16 protein-coding genes, 1 tRNA gene and 1 pseudogene are annotated in these 18,289 nt (G+C 61.8%); 14 read left to right on the top strand and 4 right to left on the bottom strand.

What is annotated here, in order from left to right:
• Positions 1-33: 33 nt before the first annotated feature.
• Positions 34-966, bottom strand: a complete 933-nt coding sequence (locus tag B9N72_RS16050; RefSeq protein WP_085277306.1) for a tRNA dihydrouridine synthase — start codon at positions 964-966, stop codon at positions 34-36.
• Positions 967-1,200: 234 nt separating this feature from the next.
• Between B9N72_RS16050 and B9N72_RS16045 the strand changes: the two genes are divergently transcribed.
• The 10 genes from B9N72_RS16045 to B9N72_RS16000 all read left to right on the top strand — a co-directional run bounded on the left by B9N72_RS16045 (position 1,201) and on the right by B9N72_RS16000 (position 9,542).
• Entirely contained in the window at positions 1,201-2,145 is a 945-nt protein-coding gene (locus B9N72_RS16045) for a nucleoside hydrolase (RefSeq protein ID WP_085277305.1), read from the top strand.
• 116 nt (positions 2,146-2,261) lie between these two features.
• Entirely contained in the window at positions 2,262-3,326 is a 1,065-nt protein-coding gene (locus B9N72_RS16040) for an HD-GYP domain-containing protein (RefSeq protein WP_085277304.1), read from the top strand.
• Positions 3,323-3,538 carry a DUF1653 domain-containing protein gene (locus B9N72_RS16035; protein ID WP_085277303.1) on the top strand — a complete coding sequence of 72 codons (216 nt, stop codon included), beginning with the start codon at positions 3,323-3,325 and terminating at the stop codon, positions 3,536-3,538. The genes B9N72_RS16040 and B9N72_RS16035 overlap by 4 nt, the downstream gene beginning before the upstream one ends.
• A gap of 6 nt (positions 3,539-3,544) precedes the next feature.
• On the top strand, positions 3,545-4,483 hold the full coding sequence (locus B9N72_RS16030; RefSeq protein ID WP_085277302.1) for a histone deacetylase family protein: 939 nt from the start codon (positions 3,545-3,547) through the stop codon (positions 4,481-4,483).
• On the top strand, positions 4,480-5,025 hold the full coding sequence (gene msrA, locus B9N72_RS16025) for a peptide-methionine (S)-S-oxide reductase MsrA (protein WP_085277301.1): 546 nt from the start codon (positions 4,480-4,482) through the stop codon (positions 5,023-5,025). Before B9N72_RS16030 ends, msrA begins: the two co-directional genes overlap by 4 nt.
• Positions 5,026-5,067: 42 nt before the next feature.
• Entirely contained in the window at positions 5,068-6,042 is a 975-nt protein-coding gene (locus B9N72_RS16020) for a potassium channel family protein (protein ID WP_085277300.1), read from the top strand.
• A 106-nt stretch (positions 6,043-6,148) separates the two neighbouring features.
• Entirely contained in the window at positions 6,149-6,802 is a 654-nt protein-coding gene (locus B9N72_RS16015) for a response regulator transcription factor (protein WP_085277299.1), read from the top strand.
• A gap of 37 nt (positions 6,803-6,839) precedes the next feature.
• Positions 6,840-7,715, top strand: a complete 876-nt coding sequence (locus tag B9N72_RS16010) for an NAD kinase (protein WP_085277298.1) — start codon at positions 6,840-6,842, stop codon at positions 7,713-7,715.
• A gap of 22 nt (positions 7,716-7,737) precedes the next feature.
• The gene (recN, locus tag B9N72_RS16005; protein ID WP_085277297.1) at positions 7,738-9,399 is read left to right on the top strand and encodes a DNA repair protein RecN; all 1,662 of its coding nucleotides are present in this window, start codon (positions 7,738-7,740) and stop codon (positions 9,397-9,399) included.
• A 53-nt stretch (positions 9,400-9,452) separates the two neighbouring features.
• Positions 9,453-9,542 (top strand) — tRNA-Ser (locus tag B9N72_RS16000).
• 581 nt (positions 9,543-10,123) lie between these two features.
• Here B9N72_RS16000 and B9N72_RS15990 read toward each other — a convergent pair.
• Complete coding sequence (locus B9N72_RS15990) at positions 10,124-10,795, bottom strand: hypothetical protein (protein WP_143477850.1); 672 nt, start codon at positions 10,793-10,795, stop codon at positions 10,124-10,126.
• A 388-nt stretch (positions 10,796-11,183) separates the two neighbouring features.
• Here B9N72_RS15990 and B9N72_RS21495 point away from each other — a divergent pair.
• The 4 genes and pseudogenes from B9N72_RS21495 to B9N72_RS15975 all read left to right on the top strand — a co-directional run.
• Positions 11,184-11,345: pseudogene (locus B9N72_RS21495) on the top strand (transposase); the annotation flags it as partial.
• Positions 11,290-11,976 carry an IS5 family transposase gene (locus B9N72_RS15985; RefSeq protein ID WP_234986012.1) on the top strand — a complete coding sequence of 229 codons (687 nt, stop codon included), beginning with the start codon at positions 11,290-11,292 and terminating at the stop codon, positions 11,974-11,976. The pseudogene B9N72_RS21495 and the gene B9N72_RS15985, both read left to right, overlap by 56 nt.
• A 713-nt stretch (positions 11,977-12,689) precedes the next feature.
• A complete protein-coding gene (locus tag B9N72_RS15980; protein WP_159453048.1) occupies positions 12,690-15,257 on the top strand; it encodes an autotransporter outer membrane beta-barrel domain-containing protein in 2,568 nt (855 codons plus the stop codon).
• Positions 15,258-15,326: 69 nt separating this feature from the next.
• Positions 15,327-16,196 (top strand): alpha/beta fold hydrolase, encoded by an 870-nt coding sequence (locus B9N72_RS15975; RefSeq protein WP_200811025.1) that lies wholly within the window; start codon positions 15,327-15,329, stop codon positions 16,194-16,196.
• A 22-nt stretch (positions 16,197-16,218) separates the two neighbouring features.
• Here B9N72_RS15975 and B9N72_RS15970 read toward each other — a convergent pair whose 3' ends face one another.
• Positions 16,219-16,989 carry a Fe2+-dependent dioxygenase gene (locus B9N72_RS15970; protein WP_327078305.1) on the bottom strand — a complete coding sequence of 257 codons (771 nt, stop codon included), beginning with the start codon at positions 16,987-16,989 and terminating at the stop codon, positions 16,219-16,221.
• Between the two features lie 394 nt (positions 16,990-17,383).
• Positions 17,384-18,280 carry a 3-hydroxyisobutyrate dehydrogenase gene (gene mmsB, locus B9N72_RS15965; RefSeq protein ID WP_085277292.1) on the bottom strand — a complete coding sequence of 299 codons (897 nt, stop codon included), beginning with the start codon at positions 18,278-18,280 and terminating at the stop codon, positions 17,384-17,386.
• Positions 18,281-18,289 lie beyond the last annotated feature (9 nt).

Genomic DNA, 18,289 nt, shown 5'->3' with positions numbered 1-18,289 from the left:
TGATGGCATTCTCTATTCGTACAATTACCTATGTCAGGCAAGTATCCGGGCAATTTCCGCCGACTGCTTCTCGCGCCGTATCCGTTCGAACAATTCGCCCGCCTCGGGGTAGCTGCGCTTGAGCTGCCCCAGCCACTGCTTCAGCCTTGATGCCGGGTAGGCCGACTCCTCGGCCCGCTCGCGGCACTGCTCGAAGAAGTCGCGCAGCCAGATCATCATCTCGTCCCACTGCATCGGTTCGGCTCCCGGCCCGGCCTTGATGCGTCGCGCCAGATCCGGTGCGGCAATCAGCCCGCGCCCGATCATCACGGTGTCGCAACCGCTCTCGCGGCGAATGGCGTGGTAATCCTCCACCGTCCACACCTCGCCGTTGGCGATCACCGGCAGCTGGACACTCTCGCGGACGCGGGCAATCCAGTCCCAGTGGGCGGGAGGCCGATAACCCTCTACCTTGGTGCGGCCATGCACCACCAATTCATCCGCCCCCGCCCGCTCGATCGCCTGCGCGCACTCCAGCGCCAGGCTCTTGTCCTCATAACCCAGCCGCATCTTGGCCGTGACCGGCACCGCTTTGGGGACGCTGGCACGAACGGCCGACACGATCTGGAACAAGAGCTCCGGCTCGGTGAGCAACACCGCCCCGCCGCGATGGCGGTTGACGGTGGGGGCCGGGCAACCGAAGTTGAGGTCGACCGCCGGGGCGCCCAATTCGACCGCTCGCAGCGCATTCTCCGCCAGGCACACCGGATCCGACCCCAGCAGCTGCACGCGCACGCTGGTCCCGGCGCGCGTGCGCGCTGCCCGGTGCAACTCGGGCGCCAGTCGGTAGAACATCTTGGGCGGCAGCAGCGTGCTGGTGACACGCACGAACTCGGTCACGCACCAGTCGATGCCGCCGATGCGGGTCAGCACATCGCGCATGATGTCGTCGACCAAGCCCTCCATCGGGGCGAGTACCAGCTTCATTGGGGGAATACCTCAGATTCAGGAGGCGGTATTCTAGCCAAGTCCGCCGACCCTGTCTTTCGGCCAACTGGCATCGCCCGTCAGCCTTCCCGGCTGGACAACGCTGGCGACTTGGCATGATGGGGAAACAGAACGTATGTTTAAAATGGAGTTCAGGGAGACCCGTATTCCTGACTCCTCCGAACACACTTCGACGGCGTGACGCCGGCTCCACTTCCTCCATAGGCGCCTGACATGACGCGTCCTACCATCATTTTCGATACCGACCCCGGCCTGGACGATGCCGTGGCCATCCTCGCCTTGTTGGGAGCCGGCAAACAGATCGATCTGCTCGCGCTGACCACGGTGGCCGGCAATGTGGGTGTGGACCTGACCTCGCGCAACGCCCGTATCGTTTGCGAATGGGCACAACGCCCCGATGTCCCGGTTTACGCCGGCTGCGAACGCCCACTGCGGCGCCCGCTGGTCACCTCCGAACATGTCCATGGCAAGAGCGGGCTCGACGGCGTCCCCCTTCACCACCCGGAGATGCCGCTGCAGGGCAAGCATGCCGTCGACTTCATCATCGATACGTTGCGCGAGGCGGCAGCCGGCACCATCACACTCAGCCCCGTCGGCCCACTGACCAACATCGCCCTTGCTCTGGCCAAAGCGCCGGACATCGCGCCACGCATCAAGGAAATCGTCTTGATGGGGGGCAGCTATTTTGCCGGCGGCAACATCTCGCCGGCAGCCGAGTTCAACATTTTCGTCGATCCGGAGGCGGCCGCCATCGTGCTGGGCTCGGGCGTGCCGATCGTGATGCTGCCGCTGGACGTTACCCACCAGGTCGGTGCCAGCGCAGCCCGTATTGCCCGCCTGCATGCCCTGAGCAATCGCTGCGGCCCCCTCGCGGCCGACATTTTGATCAGCCATGAGCGACATGACGTACAGCGCTTCGGCGTCAACGGCGCCCCCTTGCACGACCCCTGCGTGGTGGCTTATCTGCTGCAGCCGGGCTTGTTCAAGGGACGCCGGGTGAATGTCGAGGTGGAAACGGCAAGCCCGCTGACGCTGGGCGCCACGGTGGTGGACTGGTGGGGCGTGAGCGGCCGGTCGGCGAATGTCCTCTACCTCACCGAGGTCGACGCCGACGGCGTGTACGCGCTGCTGACGGACTGCCTGGCCAGGCTTCCCTGAGGCCGTGGCCCGGCCTGAAATCCGAGGATACCCGTTGCTGGGGAAGCCACGCCGCAATTCCCTTCGGCAAGGTATACTCGTAGCAAACGTACAAGAATCGCCACGGAGCATACAAATTGCGTTTTAGCCTGCCAGACTCACTTTACATCCATAACCGCCTGGTTGAGGTCAACGTCAGACATGGCGGGCAGGAACCCGAGCAACACTTCCGGCTGACGGACAAATTCAAGCAATCGCTGATTGAAGACTACCCCGCCGGACCGATCCCTATCCTGCCCCCGACCAACATCAGCCCGGTGCAGGCAGTACCCAAACTGGCCGACTATCTGCGCGCCCTGAACCAGCGCGTGCTGGTTTTTAGCGACTACCGCGAACGCCTCGTAGAGTTGGCCAATCTGCTGATCGAGATGGCCGGCAGCCAGCCCGACGGCGTCATCGCGGCCATCATGCTGTGCCCGTATCACCACTATGCAGCCCATCACGCCATCAACTGCGCCCTCTTGGCCGCCCGGGTCGGGCAGAGCTACGGGCTGCCGCCAGCCGATGCCAAACAACTGGTGTGCGCAGCCCTGACGATGAACATCTCCTCGGCCAACTTGCAGGACAGCATGGCCTCGCAGGAGGCCGAGCCCTCCACCGCCCAGCGCCAGACTCTGCACGCTCACCCACTGTTAAGCTCCGCCCTGCTGCGCGAAGCCGGGGTCGACGATGAGCTATGGCACACCATCGTGCTGTTGCACCACGAAAAGAAGAACGGCCGCGGCTATCCGTTCAACCTGGCCGGCGAAGATGTCGAACCGCTGGCCCACTTGCTGCACACGCTGGACCGGGTGACCGCCAAGATGATGCCGCGCACCTACCGCGCGCGCATGAAACCCAAGCAGACCCTGGGTGAGCTCTATGCCGGCAAGATGGGGGAAATCGACCCGGAGCTGGTATCTCACCTGGTAAAGATCATCGGCATCTACCCGCCAGGCAGCTTCGTCGAACTGGCCGATGGCAATCGGGCGATAGTGGTCAACATCACTGCCAATGCCGCGACCCCGCGAGTCGCCCCCCAATCGCACCCGGCTGAACGCATCGACACGGCGCAGGAGCGCTTCCGTATCGTCAAATCGCTGAATATCCATGTGGAGGAGCGCTATCTGCCGCTGTTCTACCGACTCTGGAGCCCGACATGAGCATCACCCCCGGCATCTACCGCCACTACAAGGGACCGCTGTACGAAGTCATCGGCTGCGCGCAGCACTCGGAAACCGAAGAACCGCTGGTCGTCTACCGCGCACTCTATGGCGAGTACGGCCTGTGGGTGCGCCCGGTGGCCATGTTCGAGGAGAGTGTCACCCACGACGGCGTACCCCAACCACGCTTTGCCCTGGTCAAGGCGTTCTGAGCGTACATGCGCATTTTTCGTACCGACCACCTGGCCTTGCCCTTGCCGCCCGGCCATCGCTTCCCGGCCGAGAAATACCGTCTCCTGGCCGAGGCGGTGGCGGGCTTTGCGGCCCATCTGCTTGAGCCGGCACCGGCGGCGACGCCGGCGGAACTGTGCCGCGCGCACGACGCCGCCTACGTCCACGCCTTTCTCGAGGGCAGCCTGCAGGAACGCGCACAGCGGGAAATCGGCCTGCCATGGTCGCCACAGCTGGCAACCCGCGCCAGCCATTCGGTTGGCGCCACCATCGCCGCTGCACGCGTCGCGCTGCTGCAGGGCTGCGGTGTCAATCTGGCCGGCGGCACCCACCACGCCCAGGCCGACAAGGGCAGCGGCTTTTGCGTGTTCAACGACGTGGCCGTGGCGGCACGCCTGCTGCTGGACGAAGGCCATATCCGGCGAGCCCTGGTGATCGATCTCGACGTGCATCAGGGCAACGGCACCGCTGCCCTGTTCCGCGATGAAGCACGGGTCTTCACCTTCTCGATGCACGGCCAGAACAACTTCCCGTTCCGCAAAGTGGCCGGCGACCGCGACGTCGAGCTGCCGGACGGCACGTCGGACGAAACTTACCTGGCCTTGCTTTCGGCCAACCTGGAGGAACTGTTCCGACTGGCCCGACCGGACCTGGTGTTCTACCTGGCCGGCGCCGACCCCTATCGCGGCGACCGCCTGGGCAAACTCGGCCTGACGGCAGACGGCCTGCTGCGGCGCGACCAGATGGTGCTGGATGCGTGCCAGCGGCACGAGGTCGGCGTCGCCATTGCCATGGCCGGCGGCTATGCCGTGCCCATCGAAGAGACGGTGGCCATCCAGACCGCCACGGTGAGGGAAGCGGTACGGCGGTTCGACCGGGCCAGCCCTCGCCCGCCGATAGACGAAACACAGGAGTACATGCAATGAACAAGGCAACCTTGGCCGGCGGCTGTTTCTGGTGCATCGAATCGGCCTTCAACCGACTCGAAGGCGTCCAGTCCGCCATTTCCGGCTATATCGGCGGCCAGACCATCGACCCCAGCTATCGAGACGTCTGCGACGGCAACACCGGTCACGCCGAAGCGGTCGAGATCACCTTCGACCCGGCCACCCTCTCCTACCGTGACCTGCTGGCCGTGTTTTTCGCCATCCACGACCCCACGACGCCGAACCGCCAGGGGTACGATGTCGGCACGCAATACCGCTCAGCCATCTTCTACCACGACGACGCTCAGCGACAGGAAGCCGCTACCTTCATCGCCGACCTGGAACGGCAGCGTGTGTTCGATGCGCCGATCGTCACCGAACTGGTCGCCGCCGGCACATTCTACCCGGCCGAGACCTACCACCAGCAGTATTACGACCAGAACCGGAGCGCGCCGTATTGCCAGGCGATCATCGCCCCCAAACTGGCCAAGTTGCAGCACCTGTTTCCGGCCCTGCTGCGACGCCACACTCCCGACGTATAATCGGGGCCGCGGGCCCTCCCGCCCCCTCCACAACAGGTAGTCATGGAATCCAGCTTCACCCGTAAACTGCTGTTTCTGTCCGGCCTGATCCTGGCGACCGTGTGCACCGGGACAGCCGGCTACATGCTGATCGAAGGTTGGTCGCTCTTCGACAGCATTTACATGACCGTCATCACGCTGGCCACCATCGGCTATGGCGAAACCCACCCGCTCACTGACGGCGGCCGGTTGTTCACCATCAGCCTGATCGTGTTCGGCACCGGGGTGCTGGGCTACGGCATCTCGTCGCTCACCCTGATGCTGTTCCAGGGTGACCTGCCCCTCTTGCTCAAGCGCCGCAAAATGGAAAAACGCATCGCACGCCTCGATCAGCACATCATCATTTGCGGCCTCAGTCGCACCGGCCTCTACACGCTGGAAGAGTTGATCAGCGCCGGCCACGACGTGGTCGTCATCGAAAAGAACGAAACGCTGGCCCAGCAGCTCGACAGCCGTGACGTGCCCTATATCGTCGGCGACGCCACGGCGGACGAACACCTGGTCGCCGCGGGCGTGGCCAAGGCACGCGCACTGGTCACCTGCCTGACTTCCGACGCCGAAAACGCCTTTGTCGTGGTGACGGCGAAAAACCTCAACCCCTCGATCAAGGCGGTGTCCAAGGCCGAAACCGAAACCTCGCGGCGCAAACTGCTCACCGTCGGCGCCGACCGGGTGGTGATCCCGTCGCACCTGGGGGGCGTCAACATGGCCAACATGGTGGCCCGGCCGGAAACACTGCACCTGTTCGAGCAATTGCAGCAGCGATTCCCCAAGGCCTTTCACGCCCGACTGTTCAGCGTCGGCCCGGAAAGCGATGGCCGGCGACTGGGCGAATTCGAACCGACCCAGCCCCAGAATGTGATGGTGATCGCCCTGGAGCACCCCGGTGGCGAAGTGGAGTTCAACCCCTCGCCCGAAACCACCCTCAAGTCCGGCAGCTCGGTCATGGCCATCATCAACTACCACCATCCGGCCTGAGCCGCCAGGCCGACCGCCATCGGCCCGACCGCAAATCAACCGAATCCGCCCCGATTCGTGGTAAAACACCAGACCAAGGCACAACAACAATCGGAAACAGCCCGGAATGGACAGTAGCACCAACACCATGACCCCCAGCGTGTTCATCGTGGACGATGATCCCGCCGTCAGGGAATCGCTGGCCATGCTGATCATGGCGCAGGGGATGCGCGCGGTCACTTTTGCCAACGCGCAGGAATTTGTCCGCGACTACCGCGAAGGCGATATCGGCTGCATGATCCTCGACATCCGCATGCCGCAGATGAGCGGCATGGCGCTGCAGGAACTGCTGATCCAGCGCGAGATCACCATCCCCATCGTCTTCATCACCGGCCATGGCGATATCGAGCAATGCAGCCGCGCCTTCCGCGCCGGCGCCATCGATTTTCTGACCAAGCCGATCGACACCAGCCGCCTGATCGACAGCCTGCGCCGCGGCATCCGCCTCAGCATTCAGCAGCACAAGCAGGAAACCGAGACGCTGGAAGTGATGCAGCGGCTGTCACGCATCAGCGGGCGCGAGCGCGAGGTGCTGGAGATGGTGGCCGACGGCCTGTCCAGCAAGGAAATCGCCCGCGCCATGGAGCTCTCGCCGCGCACTGTCGAAGCCCATCGCGCCAACCTGTTCAGCAAACTGGGCGTCGATTCGCTGGCCGATCTGATACGCTTCTATCTCAAGGCGCTGGAAACCACCGGCATGAAGCGCTCCAGCCACGAATAAACGAGAACGACCGGCCATAGCCCGGTAAAATAACGCCATGGATCGTCTCTTCAAGAATGTGGGCCTGGTGGCCCGCCACAGCAAATCCTCCATTGTCGCCTCGCTGCGGCAACTGGCCGACCATCTGGCGGCCTCGGGCGTATCGGTGCTGATCGACCGTGACAGCGTCACGCCCGCAGAAGCGGGGCCCTATACCCTGATCGACCGGCTCGATCTGGGCAAGCTCGCCGACATCGTCATCGTATTGGGCGGCGACGGCACCATGCTGTCCATCGCCCGCCTGCTCGCCCCCTACCGCGTGCCGATGGTCGGCATCAATCAGGGTCGTCTTGGCTTCATGACCGACATCCCGCTGCACGAGATGCTGAGCTCGGTGGACGCCATCCTCGCCGGCCAGTTCGTCCCGGAAGACCGCATCCTGCTGCAGGCGACGGTAATGCGCGAAGACGCCGAGGTGATGAACGCGCTGGCCTTCAACGACGTGGTCTTCAGCCGCGGCGCGGTAGGCTCGATGATCGAGTTCGAGATTTTCGTCGACAACCAGTTCGTCTACAGCCAGCGCTCGGACGGCCTGATCGTCTCGACGCCAACCGGCTCCACCGCCTATTCGCTGGCCTCCGGCGGCCCGATCCTGCATCCGACGCTACAGGCCATCGCACTGGTGCCGATCTGCCCGCAGTCGCTGAGCAACCGGCCGATCGCGGTCAACGACTCGTGCGAGGTCGAATTCATGCTGACGCGCGGGCTGGATGCGCGCGTGCATTTCGACGGCCAGTCGCACTGCGACCTGATGGAAATGGACCGCGTGCTGATCCGCCGTCACCGCAACCACCTGCGCATCCTGCACCCGGTCGGCTACAACTACTACGACATGCTCCGGCACAAGCTGCACTGGGGCGAACGCCTGCTCTGACCCTGACCAAACTCGCCTATCTATGCTGCTCACGCTCAACGTCAAAGATTTCGTCATCGTCGACCAGCTGGCGCTGGACTTTTCCGACGGCTTCACCGTGCTGACTGGAGAAACCGGCGCCGGGAAATCCATCATCCTCGATGCGCTCGGCCTGCTGCTGGGCGACCGGGCCGATGGCACCATGGTACGGGAAGGCACCGACCGGGCCGAAATCTCCGCCCAGTTCGCGCTGACCTACCTGCCCGAGCTACGCGCCTGGCTGCACGACAACGCGCTGGATTCGGACGAGGACGAGCTGCTGCTACGGCGCCTGGTCGACCGCAGCGGCCGCTCCAAGGGCTTCATCAATGGCCAGCCGGCAACGCTGGCCCAGCTCAAGCAGGTAGGCGATTTTCTGGTCGACATCCACGGCCAGCACGCCCACCAGTCGCTGACCCGCCCGGAAACGCAACGCCAGCTGCTGGACGCCTACGCCGGCTCGCTCGCCTTGGCGCGCGACGTGGAAGAAGCCTGGCAGGCGCTGCACAAGGCGCGGCGTGCCCGTGAAGAGGCGGAAAAGAAGTCGCGGGAATTCGAAGTCGAACGCGAGCGCCTGTCCTGGCAGATCAACGAGCTGAGTGAACTCCAGCTACAGCCCGACGAATGGGCCGGCCTGAATCAGGCCCACTCCCGCTTCGCCAACGCGGCCGAACTGGCGCAAAGCGCCCAGCTGGCGGTGGATGCACTCTCAGAGATGGACGGCAACTGCCTGTCCATCCTGGCCCAGGTGCAGAGCCGGCTGAGCAAGCTGTCCCATCTCGACCCCCGCCTCACCGACAGCCTGTCGCTGCTCGACTCGGTCGACGCGGAGCTGCGCGAGGTGGTGTACGGCCTGCGCGATTACGCCTCCAGCATCGACGAAGACCCGGCCCAGCTCGCCGACATGGAGCGCCGCATCGACACCCTGATGAGTGCGGCCCGCAAGTACCGGGTGCAGCCGCAGGACCTGCCGGAAAAGCTGGCCGACTGGCAGCGCCAGCTGGCCGAGCTGGAGGCGTCGACCGATATCGAGGCGCTCGCCGTTGCCGAAGCGAGCTGCCTGGCGCGCTACCGCACCCTGGCCGAAGCCTTGTCCGGCAAACGCCGCCAGGCCGCGGCTGAATTGTCCGAGCGCATTTCGGGCGAAATGCAGAATCTGGCGATGGGCGGCGCCCGCTTCGCCATCGAACTCGCACCACTGGGCGACCCCACGGCCTACGGCCTGGAATCGGTCGAATACCTGGTCGCCGCCAATGCCGGCACCAGCCTGCGTTCGCTGGCCAAGGTCGCCTCCGGCGGCGAGCTGTCACGCATCAGTCTGGCGATGCAAGTGGTGATCAGCCAGGTCGCCAGCGTGCCGACATTGATCTTCGACGAAGTGGACGTCGGCATCGGCGGCCGCGTCGCCGAGGTGATCGGCAAACTGCTGCGCCAGCTGGGTGAGCGCTACCAGGTGCTGTGCATCACCCACCTGCCGCAAGTCGCCTCTTGCGCCGCCACGCACTGGCAGGTCAGCAAGGCCGAGCGCCAGGGCAAGGTGCTCAGCCAGATTCGCCCGCTCGACGCCGAAGAACGCATCATGGAAATCGCCCGCATGCTGGGTGGCGTCGACATTACCGACACCACCCGTCGCCATGCGGCCGAAATGCTCGCGCTCCACACCTGAGGCCCTAGCCAAAAACGCAAACTGACGGTAATATTCCGTGCTCATTCCGATACGGAAGCGTGGCCGAGTGGTTTAAGGCAGCGGTCTTGAAAACCGCCGAAGGTGTGAGCCTTCCGTGAGTTCGAATCTCACCGCTTCCGCCAAATTATCAACAAAATCAATAACTTGCGTTTGTTTATTGATTTTGTCCCACATAAAATCCCACAACAAGTGGTGCGTTGGCTAGAGTGTTTGCCCATCCTTCTCTAGCTGGCAGCATCCGTTTTTACAAAACTAACCTTGCCGGTGGCGTTGTCTCGCACAGCCTTGATAGTTGCGATCTGATGTCAGACGGCGAGGCCGCCAAATCCACAGCGGCAAACCGCACATGATGTCCATGGATCACCACTGTCTCATCGACCATCTGGCCATCGCTGGATGCAACAACAATCCACTAGCGCGATCAGCAAGCGCATCGCCGCGCCCAACCTGAGAACGCAGGTAGCATAGATCTGGTGACGGGTGTTTGAGCACGACATCGGTTCGCATCGTCGGCAGGATCTTTTCGATCCCAGTCGTCTTCTGCTCGATCTGCCAGCCCATAGTGCCGCAGCACAGCACCCGCCATCCTCGTGGGCTCAATACCACGCGTCGTAAAACCGCCCCCCTCGCTCGCTCGAACAGTCGACGTATCCAGGTCGCTTCACGGTCCGGCAACGACAGCACATTCTGCCTTGCCAACCGATCATGCCTGACCAGCACCAACTACAATTTGCGGTTTGAGTTTGGCACGAATCTGCTGGTAGATCGGAATACCCACGTCTTCCTTGACCTCCAGTGTCACAGCAAGGCCATAGGGGATCACGTCATCTAGGCTGACAGTTGCACTTTTTTTGCATGTAACTCGGATACGCAACATCTCGCCATCTTGGTAAGCCGAGATAATATTCGTCCCCTCAAGCACTTCATGTTGCACAGTCCCCCGAAGCACTTGGTTATGATCACCATCTTGGCGAGTCAGCCTCAGCGGAATTGCATCCCATTTGGCACCGCCAGGCTCCAACTCCAACTTGGCTTCGCGGAGATTTCGATGATCTGGGTTGATCGGTGTGAACCATGCAAGCGTAACCACCAGGCGCCGCCAGAGTTTTTGCGCCGACAAGCCCACCGGCAATGGGAATGCATATTCATGCACTTCGTTCTCGCGAATTTCTCCACAGCCGAGTACGGTTGCACGCTGCGCAGTACACGTTAGCACGCGCTCTATATCTGCCGCGCCATAGCCAACATAACGCGCAATGACTTCCTTAAACTTACGTGAATTGTGGGCATTCTTTAACACCGCCGTGAGCTGTGCCTTGGCACTTTCAGGCTGTCTTGCACCATGGATCAGCAATGCCTTGATCAGCACCCCCATCAGCGGTTCCGGCAGGTCCTCTCCTCCATGTTCGTGCAGCTCATGGAGCATCTCGTAGATTCGCACCGCGCTTCGCGTGGCCAATGCGGTGGCATTGCTGGTTCCCCGCGTGAAGACTACGTTTGACAAGTTACCCGGTGCGGCACTATCCCAAGCCACGTTTTGCCCAGGTTTAACCTTTGATCTATCGATAGGATAGTCGCTGGCGGCACTGGAAAAAGGCGTTTGAAATAGTTGCCTCCCTCCAGGGAATAACACCTCGGGTTTGACTGCACGTCGGAAACCGTGCCCGAACCGCATCGCGGGGCTAAACATCCTCTCGCCGGGCAACAGCTCTAAGAGCCTGTTCAAAGTCTCTGTTCACTGTTGGATGTGAGAAACTCCGGGGGTGAGAAAAAGCTACCCAAGCGACATCAGCCGCGAACAATTTGAAGCCATCAAGCCGCTACTGGAAAGCGCACGCAAGAAAACGAGCCCTCGGCGAGTGGACTTGTATGAAGTGTTTTGTGCGGTGCTGTACCTGCTCAGGAGCGGTTGCCAATGGCGCATGCTTCCCGAAGAGTTTCCCAAGTGGCGCACCGTGCATTCGTACTTCGCCATCTGGAGTGAGCCGCGCAAAGGCGGCAGCCTGCTGGAGCAGGCGCTTAAAAAATCAGGTTGGCGTGGCCCGAGAGAAACAGGGGCGCAACGCCTGCAGCACGCTCTTGATCGTGGACGCGCAGAGCGTGAAGAACACGGACACGGCGGCGCTGAAGGGCTATGACGCAGGCAAGAAGGTCTCGGGCATCAAGCGCCACGTTGCTGTAGACACGCAGGGCCTGCCCCACGCGGTGGCAGTCACGACGGCCGAGGTGACGGATCGCAAGGGAGCCCTGCAGACGCTGAGGCGGTGCAAATCCGGGCTGAATCGGGTTCAAAGTCTGCTGGCTGACAGCGGCTATGTGGGCCAACCCTTCGCGCAGGGCGTGCGTGAGATTCTGGCGGAGCCCGTGACGGTGCAGATTGCCAAGCGAAGCGAGCTACATACCTTCAAGGTGATGCCCAAGCGCTGGATCGTCGAGCGCAGCTTCGCTTGGCTGGAGAAAAACAGGCGGCTATGGAAGAACTGCGAGCGGCTACTCAATACCAGCCTACAATTCGTCCACCTTGCCTTCCTGTGCCTCTTGCTCAAAAGACTTTGAACAGGTTCTAAGGGTTGGGCTCCCACGAACCTCCGAGGATCTTCGCCAAGAAAACAGCTATTGAGGCAATGGACTGGAGTTCATCTGCAGATAGCGACACAGCGGTGCCATACTCCCCTTTCCCCTCGCTAGGAGCTACCTGTACACCGCCGAACGTCACTTCGAACTTGGCCGCGTGAATGATCGTGTTCCCGACATCTCAGGACGTTCCGTCCGGATTCTTGGTGCTTTCCGCCACCATCAGCTCCCACCTCTAAGAATGTCATCAATGCACTAATCCACTCAAGGCATTCGATCAAGAAAGTAAGGACTGTTTCTTGAAATGACTGAACATAGGGTCAAAGAAGGTAGCCAGCAATCGGACACGGATGGGCTGGTACTGCCAGTACGCGAAACACTCTGTCAGAAAAGATACCGCCCAGGTGCACGGCGAACCCCTGCCTCATTACCAATTGAGTACCCGATCCAGGCATTCGGCATTTTAATCCATGCAACTTATGACAATGATGTTGTTATTTAGATACATTTACAGAATTTCTAAGCAAATACCATTAAACCTCTGATAGCATTTTTTTTGCAAAACCACCCACCTACACGCCCCAGTCGGCTGCCGAGGCCGAGCTGGAGGACGATGGACCCGTATTACAAATAGAGGAAAATACTTCATGTCAAAGCATTCTGGCTGGCAGAAAAAAACCCTTCACAGCGCGGTGGTGGCCGCTATAGCAAGCCTGGCTTACATCCCGACTGCCTCGGCTACCCCCCTGGCCTGTGATTATGGCTTCAGCAGCGGCAACCAGACGATCAGCTCCAATCAAGCGGATTGCGTCGCCTCGAAAGAGGTCAGCCTGACCGTCAACAATGATGTAACCATCAACAACGAGCTGAATCGTTCGGCTTTGTGGTACGCCATCACGGCCGGCGAAGGCGGGGTGAATGGCGATCTGGGCAGCGGCCAAACGCTTACCAACAATGGCACGATTTCCGCCACCGGTACCGGCACCACCTACGGTTACGGCTATGGCTATGGCTTCGGCTATAACCCGGACACACTGGCGGGCATCAAGATCGACCGCGAACTCCTGGGCACGCTGAACAATAACGGCACCATCTCCGCCAGCGACGTCGCCACCGGCAGCAACTATGCGGTTGCCGCCGGTATTTATGAAGGCAGCCCGAGCGCGATGCAGGGCACGCTGAACAATAGCGGCACCATCACCGCTTCGGCCCAAGCCGAAAACTATTGGGCCAGCGCGGCCGGCATCTCCATCAGCAACGAGATCGCCGCCGATGCCGTGCTGAACAACAGCGGCACCATTTCGGCACAAGCGCACAGCAGCAACGACAGCGGGTACTCGTACGCAGCCGGTATCTACGCAACGACCCTCAACGGCACCCTGGAAAACAGCGGGACGATCAGTAGTCAGGCGGACTACTGGGGTAGCGGTATTCGGCTGGATACCGTCAACGAGACCGGCCTGATTCACAACACAGGCACCATCAGCGGGCAAGCGGCTTTCGGGTTCGGCGCCGAAATCCACACCTTGAACGGCACCTTGTACAACGAAGGCACCCTCAGCGGCAGTGGCTCTGAGTACGGCATCGGTGCATATATTAACAATCTAAACGGTACGCTCATCAACCGCGGCACCATTTCGGGAGAGAGCGACCAGCATGCTTACTCCTTGTACGGCTACAACGAGAGTGGTACCACCGGCACCATCGAAAACCTCTCCACCGGCGTGATGAACGGTGCCATTAATATATGGAACTTGAATGGCGGCTCGCTGCAATTCACCAACAGCGGCCTGATCGACCTGTCCAACGCTCACTCTGCTTTCCAGAGTTATATCGGCGGCGATTTCACCCAGACTGCCTCCGGCACGCTGCGCATCGCAGCCAGCGGCAGCAACACCGGCAACTACTCCCAACTGGCGGTTTCCGGCAATGCCTCGATTGCCGGCCGCATCGACGTCAATGTGTCTGAGGTCAACACCCTGGCAGTCGGTGCCACACTGGCCAACGTCGTCACCGCCGGGAACCTGAGCGGCAATTTCACCTCGGTGACCGACAACAGCGCCATGTTCAACTTCCAGAGCCAAGCCACCGAAGGCACGGGCGGCCACATTGATCTGAAAGTGATCAAAGCTCTGACGGCCACCCAGGCCGCGAACGACAACAGCAACAGCCCTGCTCTCGGGGCGGCAGGGGTGATCGACAATCTGGTGGATAACGGCACCAGCAACAGCGACATGCAGACCGTCATCACCGAGCTTGGCAAACTGGAAACCTCGCAACAGGTTTCCAACGCCGTCTCCCAGTTGCTCCCTCTGACGACGGCGGGTGTCGGCCAAACCATCAGCGGCGCGCTGCACAGTTCCAATCGTATCGTGCAATCGCGCCAGGAAGGCCAGCTTGGCCGCTCCAGCGGGGATGACGCACTGAGCGACAGGAAACTGTGGTTCAAGCCGTTCGGCAGCTGGGCGGAACAGGAGAACCACAATGGCGCCAGCGGCTATGACGCCAACACCTACGGTTTCGTGCTTGGCGCGGATGCCGAGATCAAGGCCCAGAACCGCCTGGGTCTGGCCTTCGCGTATTCGCGCAGCGATGTGGACAGCAAGTCCACCGTCGCCCGCCAGAGCGCCACGGTCGACACCTATCAGCTGGTCGCCTACGGCAGCCACAGCCTGAGCGATGCCATGGACCTGAGCTTCCAAGCGGATGTCGGTCTGCACGACACCCAGGGCGATCGCCAGATCGACTTTGGTGGCATCAACCGCATCGCCCGATCCGACTACAGCAGTTGGAGCGCCCATGTCGGCACTGGCCTGGCTCGCAGCTATGCCCTGTCGACCAAGACCACGCTGACCCCCTCCATCCGCGCGGATTACACCGTGATTCACGACGATGGCTACACCGAGACCGGGGCGGATGCGCTCAATCTGATTGTCGATGGGAATCGCACCGAGGAACTGGTACTCTCTCTGGAGGGCAAGCTGACGCATAACCTGTCCGACCGGACCACGCTGCTGGCCAGCCTGGGTGGCGGTTATGACTTCATGAACGAGCAGTCCAGCATCACCGCCGCTTTTGCGGGATCGCCCTCGGCCGCCTTCACGACGAAAGGCATCGACCCCAGCCCCTGGCTGGCGCGCGGCGGCCTGGGTCTGGTCACCAAGCTGAATAACGGCGTGGAGTTGTCCGCTCGTTACGACGTCGAAATCCGCGAGGGCTTCACCAACCAGACGGCCTCCCTGAAGGCTCGCTGGATGTTCTAAGCAAGCGGCCCTGCCGACACCAAGCCACGGGGTGCCCCGTGGCTTTTTACATTCTGATGCGGGAAGGATATGCGACGTAACACCCGGTTCTGGTTCGAGCGATGGATGCGCCCAGCCTTCGGCTGCCTGCTCATGGGGCTATTGACCGCCTGCATGCACATACCGACGGTGGATGAACGCAGCCAGCTCGCCGCGCAGCTCGCCAACTCGCACGGCTGGCATGCTGTTCTGCTCAGCACAGACCGGTTCTCTCTGAGAAGTTACCAAGCGACAGACACCCGGTCCGCCGCCACGCTCACCGTCTACCTGGAAGGTGACGGCTTGGCCTGGCTTGCTGCCGACACACCCTCTTTTGACCCAACCCCGGTAAACCCGCTCGGCCTGAGGCTGGCGCTGCAGGACCCTGGCCCCGCCGTCTACCTGTCACGCCCATGTCAGTATGAACTGGCCGACAATGCCCAATGCGAACCGAAATACTGGACCAGCCACCGCTTTGCCCCGGAAGTGATTGAAGCGATCAATCAGGCGGTCGACCAGCTTAAGCAGCCGTTCCATGCACAGCGCCTGATTCTGGTGGGCTACTCGGGAGGCGGGGCGATTGCCGCCCTGCTGGCCGCCCGAAGGCAGGACGTGGCCGGCCTCATTACGGTCGCCGCCAACCTGGATCATCAGGCCTGGACGAGGCAGAACCATCTCACCCCGTTATCGGGATCGCTTAATCCGGCCGACAGCTGGCAGGCGCTACAGGTCGTGCCCCAAGTGCATTTTGTCGGTGGAAACGACACTCTGGTCGGGCTAGCCGCGGTACAGCCATACGCGGCGCGTTTTCCGGCCACTCACCAACCAAGCGTGGTGGTGGTGCCAGGCGCCGACCATCAATGCTGCTGGGCATCCATCTGGCCCATGCTGGAAAAGGCGGCCCGCCAAACATGGCGTTGACCTGCCCCAGCCCGGCAGCGCGTCAGATTTCCGCCCACTGCTGCAGCAGCTTGTGATAGCACGCGGTCAGGTCCACCAATTCCTGGCAATTATCCAGTTTCTGACGCAAATTCATCACGGACCTATCCATCTCGAACAGGATGGCGCGCCGGCTGGCATCCCGCACCAGGCTTTGCACCCACATGAACGAGGCCAGGCGTGCCCCCGCTCTGACCGGCTCCACTCGGTGCAAGCTTCCTGATGGGTAGACAATCATCTCGCCGGCCGGAAGCTTTACCGAGTGGCTGCCGTAGGTATCTTCCACCACCAGTTCGCCACCTTCATATTCCTGTGGTTCGCTAAGAAATAGCGTGCAGGAGATATCGGTACGCACATGCTGGCCAGTCAGCGGATCGCTCCGGACCGCATTGTCGACATGATTGCCATAGGTCATACCGGACTGATAGCAGTTGAACATCGGCGTCATCACCACCTTGGGCAGCACGGCTGACATAAAGAGCGGATTGCGCGCCAAGGCACGCTGTACCAGGGGGGCCAGTTCGCGCGCGGCGTCCCCCGTGGGTGGCAACTGTAAGTTGTTCTTCATCTCGATAGCCTGATGGCCGGCGGTAACACGGCCATCCTGCCACTGGGCACTGACCATCATGCGACGGGCGAGAGCCAGCTCTTCACGTGTCAGGACATCGGGAATACGTAGAAGCATGGAAATTTCCTGGAAAAATGACTGTTCGGCGGCCCGAGGAATCTTCTGTAAACGGGGTGGCAAGGTGCGATGATGATGGATCCTGCCCATCGCTGGTTTCAGCCACCCAACCTCGCATTACCCAGATCCATCGGGCGGAAGGCTCAACATTATTTTGATGAGGCAAACCTACCCCCGACTACATCTCGGCCAGCGCGCCCACCTGCTTGTCCTGGGCAGGGTCGATGAGCGGCTGGGCACACGGTTGACATAATAGAAGGATGCATCATAAAGGCAATGGCTGAGTCAGTGACCCATGACGAATGGAACATGACAAGCCACGGGTCGCTCTGGGGGTGTACTTGGATAGTGCCGCCCCGATGGATTGAAGCGGCTTTGCTGGTGATAACATAGCGTGTTGAGCGCACAGGGGAACAGATAGACAGGTAGGTGCCGAGCTGCTGCGTAACCCCGCATCACCCCGATGTCAAACTCGTGCAGCAGCTCAGACCGACAATTCCTCAACGTAACTCTGGATGATGGCGGAGAAATCGAGCCCGCCGTGGCCGTCCGCGCTGAAACGCCGGTAGCACTGCTCGGCCAGCGCGCCCAGCGCCAGCGGCAACTCGATTTCGCGCGCGGCTTCGTTGGCGAGGCCCAGGTCCTTGAGCATGAGGTCGGTGCCGAAGCCGCCGCGGTAGCCGCGGCTCGCCGGGGCATTCTCCATGACACCGGGCCAGGGGTTGTAGACTTCCAGCGCCCAGTTACGTCCCGAACTCTTGGCGATGATGTCGGACAGCACCTTGGGGTCGAGCCCGTTCTTGACGCCCAAGGCCAGCGCCTCGGCGGTACCTGTCATCAGGATGCCGAGCAGCATGTTGTTGCAGATCTTGGCGGTCTGCCCCGCGCCGCTGGTACCGGCGTGGAAGATGTTCTTGCCCATGGCTTCCAGCAGCGGACGGGCACGCTCCAGATCGGCCGGCTCGCCGCCGACGATGAAGGTGAGTGTGCCGGCAGTGGCACCGGCGGTGCCGCCGGAGACCGGGGCATCGAGCATGTTGAGGCCGGCGGCACGGGCCGCCTCGGCCACCTTGCGCGCGCTGGCGGCGGCGATGGTGCTGCAGTCGATCACCAGCGTGCCCTTGGGCAGGCGGGCGAACAGGCCGTCCTCGCCCAGGTACAGTCCTTCGACATGCTTGCCGGCGGGCAGCATCGAGATCACTATCTCGGCCCCCGCCACGGCATCGGCCGCGCTGCTGGCGGCACGGGCGCCGGCGGCCTGCAGCCTGGCGAGCGCCTCGGCCGAGAGATCGAAGGCGCTTACGGCGAAACCCTTGTTCTGCAGATTGAGGGCCATGGGACCGCCCATATTGCCCAGCCCGATGAATGCGACGTGTTGCATGGTGTTTCT

It is taken from the genome of Pseudogulbenkiania subflava DSM 22618 (genome assembly GCF_900177275.1).
Lineage (GTDB): Bacteria > Pseudomonadota > Gammaproteobacteria > Burkholderiales > Chromobacteriaceae > Pseudogulbenkiania > Pseudogulbenkiania subflava.
Note: the sequence above shows the minus strand (reverse complement) of the source record. Positions and strands in the feature narration are given on the sequence as shown.